At 67.9% G+C, this 12,371-nt stretch carries 9 protein-coding genes; 8 read left to right on the top strand and 1 reads right to left on the bottom strand.

The genetic code is table 11. The features are described 5' to 3' along the window. The first annotated feature begins 136 nt into the window (after nucleotides 1-136). Nucleotides 137-2,125: a TonB-dependent receptor gene (locus ACF8SD_RS15140; RefSeq protein ID WP_392484645.1), complete on the top strand. Its 1,989-nt coding sequence runs from the start codon at nucleotides 137-139 to the stop codon at nucleotides 2,123-2,125. A gap of 56 nt (nucleotides 2,126-2,181) precedes the next feature. Here ACF8SD_RS15140 and ACF8SD_RS15135 read toward each other — a convergent pair whose 3' ends face one another. Next, complete coding sequence (locus ACF8SD_RS15135; protein WP_173889012.1) at nucleotides 2,182-3,144, bottom strand: AraC family transcriptional regulator; 963 nt, start codon at nucleotides 3,142-3,144, stop codon at nucleotides 2,182-2,184. A 182-nt stretch (nucleotides 3,145-3,326) separates the two neighbouring features. Here ACF8SD_RS15135 and ACF8SD_RS15130 point away from each other — a divergent pair, with 182 nt between their 5' ends. The 7 genes from ACF8SD_RS15130 to ACF8SD_RS15100 all read left to right on the top strand — a co-directional run bounded on the left by ACF8SD_RS15130 (nucleotide 3,327) and on the right by ACF8SD_RS15100 (nucleotide 12,329). Continuing rightward, nucleotides 3,327-4,385 carry a class I SAM-dependent methyltransferase gene (locus ACF8SD_RS15130; protein ID WP_392484644.1) on the top strand — a complete coding sequence of 353 codons (1,059 nt, stop codon included), beginning with the start codon at nucleotides 3,327-3,329 and terminating at the stop codon, nucleotides 4,383-4,385. 4 nt (nucleotides 4,386-4,389) lie between these two features. After that, nucleotides 4,390-5,670, top strand: a complete 1,281-nt coding sequence (locus ACF8SD_RS15125) for an MFS transporter (protein ID WP_392484643.1) — start codon at nucleotides 4,390-4,392, stop codon at nucleotides 5,668-5,670. Further along, a complete protein-coding gene (locus ACF8SD_RS15120; RefSeq protein ID WP_173889006.1) occupies nucleotides 5,667-8,036 on the top strand; it encodes a thiamine pyrophosphate-binding protein in 2,370 nt (789 codons plus the stop codon). Before ACF8SD_RS15125 ends, ACF8SD_RS15120 begins: the two co-directional genes overlap by 4 nt. Further along, the gene (locus tag ACF8SD_RS15115) at nucleotides 8,036-10,246 is read left to right on the top strand and encodes an aminotransferase class III-fold pyridoxal phosphate-dependent enzyme (RefSeq protein ID WP_392484642.1); all 2,211 of its coding nucleotides are present in this window, start codon (nucleotides 8,036-8,038) and stop codon (nucleotides 10,244-10,246) included. The genes ACF8SD_RS15120 and ACF8SD_RS15115 overlap by 1 nt, the downstream gene beginning before the upstream one ends. Before the next feature lie 170 nt (nucleotides 10,247-10,416). Next, on the top strand, nucleotides 10,417-11,589 hold the full coding sequence (moeB, locus tag ACF8SD_RS15110) for a molybdopterin-synthase adenylyltransferase MoeB (protein WP_392484641.1): 1,173 nt from the start codon (nucleotides 10,417-10,419) through the stop codon (nucleotides 11,587-11,589). Between the two features lie 10 nt (nucleotides 11,590-11,599). Then, a complete protein-coding gene (locus tag ACF8SD_RS15105) occupies nucleotides 11,600-12,010 on the top strand; it encodes a Mov34/MPN/PAD-1 family protein (RefSeq protein ID WP_173889000.1) in 411 nt (136 codons plus the stop codon). Between the two features lie 46 nt (nucleotides 12,011-12,056). Next, the gene (locus ACF8SD_RS15100) at nucleotides 12,057-12,329 is read left to right on the top strand and encodes a MoaD/ThiS family protein (RefSeq protein ID WP_173888998.1); all 273 of its coding nucleotides are present in this window, start codon (nucleotides 12,057-12,059) and stop codon (nucleotides 12,327-12,329) included. Nucleotides 12,330-12,371: the final 42 nt, after the last annotated feature.

Here is a 12,371-nt window from a genome sequence, read left to right as displayed (position 1 = left end):
TCCATCCCGAGGCCACGCATAGAAAACCTTCGCTGGCGCATAGGACTACATACGCGAATGATTCTCGATCAGAAGCTACAATGCCGGCCGTTGCGTGCCCGTGCGGGGTGCGCGTTGCCGATATCGAGGAACGGGCATGGCCAGAACAACGCTGGTGGGGGTTTTCACAGGGCTTGTGGTCGCAGGCGGTATCACGCCGACGAGTGGGAGCGAACGGCTGGTGCTGGAAGACACGGTGGTGGCCAGCGACAAGCTTGAACAAGCCCGCGACCAGTTGCCTGCCAGCCTCTCGGTGATCGACGCCAGGACCCTGCAGGCCACGCCAGTGGACTCGCTGGAACAACTGGTGCGGCGCACCCCGGGGTTCACCTTCCAGCCCTTTGGCCAGTCAGGCACGCAACTGCCAGTGGTGCGCGGCCTGACCTCCAATGCCACGGCCTTCTCCAACTCGCTTCTGATGCTGGTCGACGGCGTGCCGGTGTTGCGCGGCCAAGGCTTCGACAATGACCTGGTGGGCGTCGAGCGCGTGGAGATCCTGCGCGGTCCGCAATCGGCACTGTACGGTCGCAACGCCGAGGCTGGCGTGCTCAGCGTGTTCACGCGCCAGCCGGGCGAGGCCGACTACGCCCGGGTGGAAACCGGGCTGGGCAGCCGTGACAAGCGCCTGGTCAGCGCCGACCTGAGCACCGCGCTGATAGAAGGCACCCTGTATGCAGGCGCCGCCGGCCAATGGACAAGCCAGGACGGCTACCTGGACGATGACTTCGCCGGTGGCAAAGCCGACGACCGCGAGCGCCAGAGCGGCCGCCTGACCCTGCGCTGGACGCCGGACGCGCTCACCGACGCGACCCTGCGCTACAGCACCCTGAAATACCGCGACCAGGCCGCGCAATGGGGCAGCCGCACGGGCCGCGACCGGGCAGTGAATTCCGGGCTGGCCGGGCGTAACCACTCCAGCGGCGACACCTGGTCGCTGGACCTGCGCCGGCAACTGGGCGGCGACCTGGAACTGCGCTCGATCACCGCACGCAGCGTGTTCGACGACCGTCTACGCCAGGACACCGACTTCCAGCCAAGCGACCTCATGCACCTGGCCCGCGACTACCACTTCGAAACCCTGAGCCAGGAACTGCGCCTGAGTGGCAGCCACGGGCAAAGCCGCTGGCTGCTGGGCGCGTATGCCGACCGTGAAGACCACGACCTGGATTACCAGCAGAAACTGCCGATGGGGCTCAGCCGCACCCAGGCCGGCCTGGGTGGCAATACCGCCGCGCTGTTCGGCCAATGGCTGCAGCCGCTGTCCGGGGCCTGGTCGTTGACCTTGGGTGGCCGCTATGAGTACGCACGTGCCTGGATCGACCCGGCAGGCAACCGCAACCAGTCAGACAGTTGGCAGCACTTCACCCCCAAGGTGGCATTGCAGTATGCGCTGGGCGACGATGCCCAGGCCTATGTCAGCTACAGCCAGGGCATGCGTGCGGGCGGCTTCAATGCCTTCGCCAGCAGCGCCGGCAACCCCGCGTACGACCCGGAGCAGGTGCGCAGCGTTGAGGTGGGCCTGAAGGGCCTGACCGCGGACCAGCGCCTGCGCTACTCGGCGGCGCTGTACCGCATGCAGGTGCGTGACATGCAGGTGCAGCAACTGGTGCAGCAGGGGCTGGTGTACATCACCAATGCGGCGGCGGCGACCTCCACCGGCCTGGACCTGGACCTGGAATACCTGCTGGGCGAACGCTGGACCCTCACTGCGGCGCTGGGGCTGAACCGCACCCGCTTCGAGCGGTTCCGCGAACGGAGCAACGACTACGAGGATAACCGCAACCCGTTCGCCCCGGACTTCACCGGCCACCTGGGCCTGCGTTACGACGCCGATGCCGGCTGGTACGTACAGGGCGCGCTGAGTGCGGTGGGCAAGGTGTATCTGGACGCTGCCAATACCTATCGGCGCCCCGGCTACGGCCTGGTGGACCTGAGCGCTGGCTACCGCTTCGGGCAGTACACCGTCAGCACCTATGTCGACAACCTGCTGGACAAGCGCTACGACGCCCAGGGGCTGCTCAATGGCGCTGTGACCGTGTACAGCCCGCCACGCGAGGTGGGGATGAGGATCAGCTTCGAGCTATAGCGGGTGGCGCGCCGCTGCGACCCACGCCATGGCCTGCAGCGGCGCCCTGACCGGGCTCAGCGCTTGCGCCCGAAGATCGACTTTGGTGACCGCCCAAAATAGCGGGTGAACGCCACGGTGAAGTTGTTCGGGTATTTGTACCCCACCTGCCACGCCGCCTGCGCCACCTGTTGCCCGGCCTCCAGCAAGGTCATGGCCTTGCGCATGCGCAACTCCAGCAGCATGCGTGCCGGTGTGGTGTCGAACAGGTAACGGAACCCCTCCTTGAGCTTGTGTTCGTTCATGCCCACCGCCGTGGCCAGGTAATCCACGGTCAACGGCTTGTCCAGTTGCTCGCACAACAGGTTGCGCGCCCGCTCGACACGCTGCACGTCGCTGGTACTCAAGGCCGCGGCGGTGCTGGGCGGCGGCGCCAGCAGGTTGAACTGCTCGGCCAGCAGGCTGAGGGTGTGGATATGCAGGTCCAGCCGGTGGGCCGGGTCCAGACCGCCCGGTTGCAGGTAGCGCACCAGTGCGGCGGCATGGGCTTGGGCGGCCTGGGAGCTGGGCCGGTAATCCAGGCGGTGCAACCGGCCGCTGCCCAGCACTTCAGTGGCCCGTGCCTCGCCCACGTACTTGCACAGCGTCGCGTGGTCGATCACCACGCGCAGTTGCGAAGCGGTTTCATTGGCCTGGTAACGGCGCTCGCCAGGCGTGGCACGGAAGGCGGTGATGGTGGTGTGCCCCGCCTCGAACGCCAGGGTGCTGCCGTCCTGGCCGATGAAGCCGGATTTTCCCTGCAGCCCCACCGTCACCACCATCACGTGGCCGTCATGCGGCCCGCAGGTCTCCTCTACCAGCGGGCGTGTGGGGTGGTAATGCAGGCGCCCCAGCGACAGGCCTTGCTCCAGTTGCAGCAGGTCGGTGTGGCACTGCCCGTAGGCTTCGTCCAGTTGCAGGCGCAGGCGCCCGTCGGCGCTCAGCGAACGGTGCCGGGGCTGGTCCAGGCCCAGGCGGCAGGTGGCGTTGCTCGTGTTCATGAAGACATCCCTGAGGATCTGCGGCCTTCGCACCGCATAGAAACGGCTCCGGCTCGCATATTTTATGTGAATGATTCTTATTTAATATATACCACCCTTTGAGCTGATTCGGCCATGCCCCGTTTCGTTCCTTATCCGTGGGCCCGCAACGGCCACACACGCGACAACTACAGGAAGTTACCGTGACCCGACTTGCACCCCGCCCCCGCAACCTGCACCCCACCGCCACCCACCCCTTGCAAGCCTGTTGGGACCTGCAACTGGGAGGGCTGGCGGCCGACGCCTTGCAGCTGGCGCTGGCACACGGCCTGTTCGATCACCTGCAGCAATACCTCGCCCCCGCCCAGGTGGCGCAGGCCCTGGACTGGCATGCCGAGAGCGCCGACTACTTCCTCGAACTGCTGTGGAGCCTGGACCTGCTCGAACGCCATGCTCAGCACCCAACGCGCTACCGCAATAGCCCGCTGGCCGACCGCCACCTGCGCAGCGACGCGGCCCAGTACTGCGGCGATGCCCTGATGTTCCGCCACCGCGTGCTGCGGGAAACCGGCGCACAACTGGCCGGCTACCTGCGCACGGGCATGCCGCGCCAGGCGCCGAGTACCGCCCAGCTCGACCAGGGGTGGGCCAATGCCGCCCGCTTGCAGATCGCCCAGGAACAACGAGCGGTCACCTGCGACAGCGCCTGTGCCTTGCTGGCCAGCCTGCCGGAGTACCCACGCCTGCGACGCCTGCTCGACCTCGGCGGCGGGCCGGGCCTGGTGGCCATCGCCCTGGCCCGGCAACTGCCGGCGCTCAGCGGCGTGGTGCTCGAATACCCCGAGACGGCACAGGTGGCCGCCGACAATATCGCCGCCGCCGGCCTGGGCGCCCGGCTGAGCGCGCGCGGCGCAGACCTGAACAGCGAAGACATCGGCAGCGGCTACGACCTGATCTGGTGTTCGTCGGTGCTGCACTTCGTCGACGACCTGACGGCCACCTTGCAGCGCCTGCATGCGGCGCTCGCGCCCGATGGCCTGCTGGTGTGCTGCCAGGCTGAAGTGCCCCGGGCCCGTCAGGTCGCGGCCCAGGTGCTGCCCTACTACCTGCACATGCGCCTGCAAGGCCGCCACGTACTGGCCGAGGGCGAGCTGGCGCAACTGCTGCGCGACAGCGGCTGGCGTGGTGTAGAGCAGGTCGATGGCGTGCGCTACCCACTAACGCCGGTAACAGCCGTGATCGCCCGCAAGGCCAAGGAGTGACACCATGACCCGCCCCCCTGTCATCGCCCTACAACTGCTGTTCGGCTGGCTCAACCTGGCCTTGGCCGTGCCGAGCATCTACCTGATGTTCGGCCTGCCGCTGGTCATGCGCCAATACGGCTGGAGCGGGACCGAGATTGGTCTGTTCCAGCTGGCCGGGCTGCCGGCGGTATTCAAGTTCCTCATGGCCGTGCCGGTGCAGCGGGTGCGCCTGGGGCGCTCGCCGTTGCCGCGCTGGCTGGCGTTGCTCGGTGGCGTGCTGATCGTGCTGTACGCGCTGATCGCCCGCGACAACCTCATCGAACAACGCCTGGCGCTGTTCGCCATGACCTTCGCCATCAGCATCGTTGCCACCTGGATGGATATCCCGCTCAATGCCCTGGCGGTGCAATGGCTGCCGCGCCACGAACAGGTGCGTGCCGGCAGCATCCGCGGCGCGGCCTTGTTCGTGGGTGCGATCGTGGGCGGCGGCGCGATGTTGCTGGTGCAGTCGCGCCTGGGCTGGCAGGCGCCGTTCGTGATCATGGGCGCGGCATTGGCACTGGGGGTGCTGGCGCTGCTGCTCGTAGCCAGGCGCCTGCCGAGTGTGCCCACACCGGCAGCCATGGCACCGGGCCTGGTGGCCGATTGGGCCGGCTTTTTCGGCCAGCCGGCGGCACGCCAGTGGACCTGGTTGCTGCTCAGCGCCTTCCCGTTCATCGGGGCGGCCTGGCTGTACCTGAAACCACTGCTGCTCGACCAGGGCATGGCCCTGGAGCAGGTGGCCTGGCTGGTGGGCATTGCCGGGGGCACGCTGGGCGCACTTGCCAGCCTGGTGGGCGGGCGCCTGATTCCGCTGCTGGGCACGGCACGGGCGATTGTCCTGTACCTGCTGGCGGCGCTGCTGGCCTTGGGGGTGCTGGGCCTGGCGGTGTGGCTGCGGCTGGGCCAGCCCTGGTTGATCGCCGGTGCATTACTGCTGGCCTTGGCCATGGGGGCGGTGTCGGCGCTGATGTTCGGCCTGACCCTGTTCTTCAGCCGCCAGCAACGCAGCGCCAGCGACTATGGCCTGCAGTCGAGCCTGTTCGTGGTCACCCGTCTGGCCGCACCGGTGCTCGCCGGCCTGCTGCTCGACCGCCTGGGCTATGGCGGCCTGTTGGCCAGCCTGGGCGCGGGCCTGGCGCTGGCGCTGGTGCTGGCGTGGCGGGTGCGCCACAGCATCGCCCGTAGCACCGACGCCTTGTTGCGCACCCCCGGCGACGCCGCCCCAGGCACCGCTTCCATCACCCTTGAGGGCAAACCATGAAGCCACACCGCTACGGCATCTGCCTGATCAGCCGCGATCCGGCGCTACGGGCCGACGTCAGCGCCGTGCTCGACCGGCTCAACCACTGGCTGGGGCATGAGACCCCGCACGCCAGCCAGCACTGGCCCGACGCCCAGTTGCAGAGCCTGTACCGCCAGGTCGCCGGCCAGGCCGAAGCCTACCTGCGCCAACAGGCCAAGCCAGGTGCGCTGGCCCTGCAACTGCTGGCCTTCGACGACCTTGCCCAGGCCCAGGCGGCGCTGGCCACCGCCTGCCCCTGCGACCACGTGCTGCTGGACACCCGTGACCTGCAAGCGCAACCCGAGCACGACCCCTTGGGCGCCCTGCTCGACACCCAGCCCGAAGCCCGCCGCTCGCCCAGCAGCGCCGTGCTGCTGTGCCATGCGCAGCACCTGCAGCACTGGCTGACCCGCCTGGGCGGCAACCGCCTGCTGCGCGTGCCCCACGAAGACCGGGCGCTGCGCCGCGCCGACCTGCTGCGCCTGTTCGTCGACCACCTGGAGCACGCCTACTGCAACCGCTTGCTGGCACGCACCACCCTGCAATCGGCTGAGCCGGTGAGCCTGGCCCGCGACATCCAGCAGCGCATGACCCAACGCTGGGGCCAGGCCTGGGATTGCCATTTCTTCACCGGCTCCATGGTCGCCGGCCTGCTCGACTCGCTGGGCGAGCTGCTGCGGCCAACCGCCTGCGGTTTCCACAGCGCCTGCAACGAGCACGCCCTGGCGGTCAGCGCCCTGGCCGGCTGGCAGCTGTACCAACGGGCCTACGTGATCGTGATGACCTCGGGCATGCTTGACGAGATGCGCGGCACCCTGGCCAACCTCAAGCGCGCCGGTGCGCCGGGCCTGGTGGTCTGCGCCGACTCCCCGGAGTCGGTCTGGTTCGCCTTCCAGGGCACCCTGGACGCCGACAACGATGGCCATCAGGTCATCGCCGCCCGCGGCCTGTGGCAGCGCTTCGTGCGCCGCCCGGATGAAGCCGCGGCCTGTGTCGAACAGGCCTTCGCTGCCCTTGACCAACGCCCGGCGCCGACTTTCCTGTTCGCCACCCAGGCGGTGCTCGAATCCCGCGCGCAGCTGGAAGGCCCGCCCCCGCCCATGCCCGCCACAGCCATGCAGCAGGCGCTTACGGCACCGGAGTTGGCGGCGCTGGAGCAGTTGCTGGAGGTAATCAACCACACGCCTTCACGCCTGCTCTGGCAATGCGGGCGGCTGGCTGCCGACGAGCGCCAGCGGGTGGTCGAACTGGCGCGCCGCGCTGGCATCGCGCTGGCCGACAGCATTGTCGCGCCCGGTAGCGTATGCGCCTATCAGGACCAGGAGCCGGTGCCCAATTACCTCGGGCCGCTGTCGATGTACGGATTCAGCCGCCGCGTGCACGCGTTTCTCGAAGGCACCGACAACGAGCCGGGCAAACCCTGGCTGATGTTCGTCAAAAGCAAGATCGACCAGTCCGCCACGCCCTATTCGGAAGGTCGCCTGCCGAGGCTGTTCCACATTGCCCAGGTCAACCACCAGCCCGGCCATATCGCGCCGTTTTGCGAGCTGCCAGTGCCGCTGGCCCTGAACAGGGTGCTCGACTACCTGGAGCCGCGCCTGGCCGTACCGGCCGCGCTGCTGCGCACCCGCCGCGAGCGGCTGCAAAGGTTGCAGCGCACCCGCGAGGCGCTGCCCAGCGACCAGATCGAAACCCTGCCGATGACGCCGAATTACTTCTTTCATCGCCTCGGCCAGTTGCTTGGCGAGCTGATCGAGCGCGACGGCTACCGCTACACCGGTGTCTACGACGTGGGCCGTTGCAGCCTGTCGGCCCTGCGTAACCTGCCCCGTACCGACGCCGGCTTCTCCGGTTGGTACGGCCGGGCGCTGATGGGCGATGCACTGATGTCGCTGCCCTACATAGCCCTGAACGACGAACGCCATGTGCTGGCGTTCATTGGCGACGGTGCCCGCGCCCTGGTGCCGGACATCGAGCAGCGCCTGGCGATGAGCCTGGCCAGCAGCGCCGATGCCGGCCAGCGCAACGTCACGGTGATGTACCTGGCCAACGGCGTGCTGTCGATGATCCAGACCTACCTGGACAAACGCTATGCCTGCCACGGCGCCAGCCAGGTCAACGTGCCGCTGGCCGAGGGGCCGCTGTGGGAAGAGCGCGCGTTCGGCCCGCTGCGTGTCTGCCGCGCCCGCCTGCTGCAGTTCTGCCCCGACACCCTGCGCCAGGCGCTGACTGCGCCGGGGCGCCTGAACTTCTTCGACGTATGGCTGGGCCACAACTCCGAGGGCGATGGCTTGAGCCTGGTCTCGGAAACCGCCTGGAGCCGCCTGAACATGGAAAACTGCTGATGAAATTCGGATTCATTGCCCACCCCACCTCCATTGGCCTGCTGCATCAGGTCAAGCTGGTGGACATGCTCGACCGCACCCTGGAAGAACAGGCCTGGGGTTACCAGGCCGAGCGCTGGCAGCAGCGCAACCTGGTGCCGTTCATCGATTTCGGGCGCATCGTCAGCGCCTGTGGCGCCGAGTGCTCGGGAATGCTGCAGTTCATGCCGCTGACCGCCGAGCAGATGCTGCGCCAGCCGCGCGCGATTGCCGAACGGGTGCTGCAGGGCGTGGCCGCGCTCAAGGCCGAAGGCGCCGAACTGGTGGGCCTGGGCGGTTTTACCGCGATCGTCGGCAACCGCGGCGTGGCGACCATGCAGCAGGCTGAGGTGGCCGTTACCACCGGCAACTCGCTGACCGCCTTCGCCGCCTACGCCAACCTGATGGACAGCCTGCGCCTGCTGGGCATCGCTGCAGCGGACGCCGAGGTGGCGGTACTCGGCTACCCCGGGTCGATCGCCCTGGCCGTGGCGCGGTTGCTGGCCGAACAGGGCTGCCGGCTGCGCCTGGTGCACCGGGGCAACGCCCAGCAGGCCCAGGCGCACCTGGAATACCTGCCCAGCCAGTACCACGCCCAGGTCACCCTGCACGACAACCTTGAAGACTGTTACGCCCAGGTGCGCTTCTATGTAGCCGCCACCTCCAGCGGCGGCCTGATCGACCCACGCCGGCTGCTGCCAGGCTCAGTGGTGCTGGATGCCGCCTTGCCCAAGGACGTGATGGACGTGCCCCACCAGCGCCGCGACATCCTGCTGGTGGACGCCGGCCTGGTCTCCGCCAGCCCCGCCGTGCACCTGGGGCTGCGCAGCCTGGGCCTGGAGCCCAAGCGCAGCCTCAATGGCTGCTTGGCCGAAACCATGATCCTGGCGCTGGAGGGCCGCGCCGAGCCATTCTCCCTGGGCCGTGAGTTGCCGGTGCACAAGGTGCTGGAGATCGGCCGCATCGCCGAGCGTCACGGCTTCAGCCCTTCGCCCATGAGCCATGACGGCGAAGTGCTCGCCAGCGAGGCCTTCGACCGCCTGCACCGCCACCACCACCCGCGCCGTGCGCTACGCGCCAGCGACGCCACCGACGAGCCCCTGGCCTTGCGCCGCGAAGTGCTCAACAGCTTCGCCGAGCACATCAACCCGGTGCTGCGCGAGTTCTACCGGTTCAACCACATCGAGCGGGTGTTCAGCCAGGGCCAGGGCTGCTGGCTCACCGACCTGGACGGCCGGCGCTTTCTCGACTTCGTTGCCGGCTACCACCGCACCCCCTTCGAGCCCCTGCTGCCGCGCTGCGACAGCCTGCCCTTCGGCGACCTGCACGCGTTGCGCAGGCGCCTGGAGCAAGGCGACGTGGCTGCCTTCATCGTCGAGCCGATCCAGGGCGAAGGCGGCGTGATCCTGCCACCGCCCGGCTACCTGGCTGGGGTTCGTGCGCTGTGCGATGAGTTCGACTGCCTGTGGATACTCGACGAGATCCAAACCGGCCTGGGCCGCACCGGCAAGCTGTTCGCTTGTGAGTGGGACAATACCGCGCCGGACATCATGGTGCTTTCCAAGTCGCTGTCCGGCGGCCTGGTGCCAATCGGTGCCACGTTGTCGCGCGACGCCGTGTGGGAACGTGCCTATGGCGATATCGACAGCTTCGCCCTGCACACCTCTACCTTCGGTGGCGGTAACTTCGCTGCCGCCGCAGCCCTGGCGGCGCTGGATGTGCTGGAGCAGGACGGCCTGTGTGCCAATGCAGCCGAAGTGGGAGCGTTTCTGCAGGCCGGCTTGCAGCGCCTGGTGGACCGCTACCCGTTCCTGGTGGCGGTGCGCGGCCGCGGGCTGATGCTGGCGATCGAGTTTCACCAGGACATGCGCGGCGGCGTGCAGGCGTTGGTCAAGGAACTGGCAGGGCGCATACCGGGCCAGGCCATGGCCACCTACCGCATGCTGTCGGGCGCTGCCCGCGCGCACCTGGAGGCCGCCGCCCAGGCATTGGAGCAGAACCTGGAAGACATGTTCGTGCTGCGCTTCATGACCAAGCTGTCCGAGGAACATGGCGTGCTCACCTTCGTTACCGCCAACAACAACCGGGTGATGCGTATCCAGCCGCCGCTGGTGCTCACGCGCGACGAAGCCGAACGCTTTCTGAGCGCCTTCGCCAGCGTCTGCGAGGACTTGGCCACGTTCCAGTCCTGAGCCCCGGGGGCTGCCAAGCAGCCCCTTTCCGCGCTGCCACCGCCCCGCCGACAAAACCCATAGTTTTACCGCGCTTTGCCATACGAATCGGGCCGCTCGGCGGATTGAACCGGCGGCCCACACAATTGAAAATGGTTCCAGTTCGTATCTACTGAATGGAAGAAAGCGATATGACCTTACCGCCTCTGGTCGAGCCCGCAGCCGAGCTCAGCCGCGAAGAAGTGAACCGCTACAGCCGTCACCTGTTGATTCCCGACATCGGCGGACTCGGCCAGCGCCGCCTGAAGAACGCCAGGGTGCTGGTGATCGGCGCCGGCGGGCTGGGTTCGCCGACCCTGCTGTACCTCGCCGCAGCCGGCATCGGCACCCTGGGCGTGATCGACTTCGACCGGGTCGACGAGTCCAACCTGCAACGCCAGGTGATTCACAGCGTCGACACCCTCGACGAACTCAAGGCCGAAAGCGCTCGCCAGGCCATCGCCCGCCTCAACCCCCTGGTCAAGGTGCACACCCATACCGAACGCCTGGAAGCGGACATGGCCGTGGAGCTGTTCAGCGGCTACGACCTGATCCTCGACGGCACCGACAACTTCGCCACCCGCTACCTGGTCAACGACGCCTGCATCCTGGCCGACAAGCCCTACGTATGGGGCTCGATCTTCCGCTTCGAAGGCCAGGCGTCGGTGTTCTGGGAGAATGCCCCGGGCAGTCGCGGCCTGAACTACCGCGACCTCTACCCGGAGCCACCGCCCCCGGAGCTGGCGCCTTCCTGCGCCGAAGGTGGCGTGCTGGGCGTACTGTGCGCGGCCATCGCCTCGATCATGGCGACCGAGGCGATCAAGCTGCTGACCGGCATCGGCGAACCACTGCTGGGCCGCCTGATGGTCTACGACGCGTTGCAGATGAGCTACCGCGAGCTGCCCTTGCGCCGTTTGCCGCAGCGCCAGCCGGTCACCGCCCTGGGCGACTACCAGGCGTTGTGCGGGCTGGACCGACCCGCTGCCAGTGATGTTGCGCCCGTGCCGCAGATCAGCGCGGTGCAGCTCAAGTCGCTGCAGGATGCCGGACGCGCGCCGGTGATCATCGACGTGCGCGAGCCGACCGAATGGGACATCGTGCACATCGACGGCGCGGTGCTCATGCCCAAGTCTGCGCAGGTGGCGACGCAAATCGTCGAGCGCTACGGCCACGACACCGATCTGGTGATCACCTGCAAGTCGGGCATGCGCTCCAAAGCCGTGGCCGGCGACCTGCAACGGCTCGGCCACGGCAGGGTGCGTGACCTGCAAGGCGGCGTGCTGGCGTGGGTGCGCGAAGTGGAACCGGCCCTGCCGAGCTATTGAGGGCGCCCGCATGGTTCTGCGCATCACCGCTCAGGCCCTGGAACAGGTAAGGCACCTGGCCCAGGCCGCGCATCCCATCGAGGCCTGTGGGCTGATTGCCGCCGCCAGCGGCGAGCCGCTTGCACACAGGGTGGTACCGATGCGCAACCAGGCCGCCAGCCCCACCTGGTTCAGCTTCGATCCGCGCGAGCAGTTGCAGGTCTGGCGTGAGCTGGATCAGCGCGAGGAAGACTGCCGGGTGATCTACCACTCGCACACCGCCAGCGAAGCCTGGCCAAGCCGCGAGGATATCGCCCTGGCCAGCGACCCCCAGGTGCATTACCTGATCGTCTCGACCTGGGGCGAGGTGCGGCACGCCGCGCGCAGTTTTCGCATCATCGACGGACGGGTGTTCGAAGAGCCCCTGTGCGTCCAGCCCTGACCCTCGCCGGCACCCCCGGCACAACATGTACCACAAGGAGAAAAGCATGTCGGTTTCCGTGATCGTCCCCACCCTGCTGCGCCCACTCACCGACGGCCAGAAGCAGGTCCAGGCCCAGGGCGGTACCGTGCGCCACATCATCGAGCACCTGGACAGCCGCTACCCCGGCATCAAGGCCCGCTTGGTGAAAGACGACCAGGTGCACCGTTTCGTCAACATCTACGTCAACGACGACGACATCCGCTTCGCCGACGGCCTGGCCACGCCTATCCGCCCCGGTGACCAGCTGACCGTACTGCCCGCCGTGGCCGGCGGCTGACCCACCGTTCACCGCTTCGCGGGCCCGCCCGCGAAGCCTGCT

Origin of the sequence: Pseudomonas sp. CJQ_9 (assembly GCF_043106615.1) — a bacterium.
GTDB lineage: Bacteria > Pseudomonadota > Gammaproteobacteria > Pseudomonadales > Pseudomonadaceae > Aquipseudomonas > Aquipseudomonas juntendi.
This window is presented reverse-complemented; position numbering and strand designations above follow the sequence as displayed.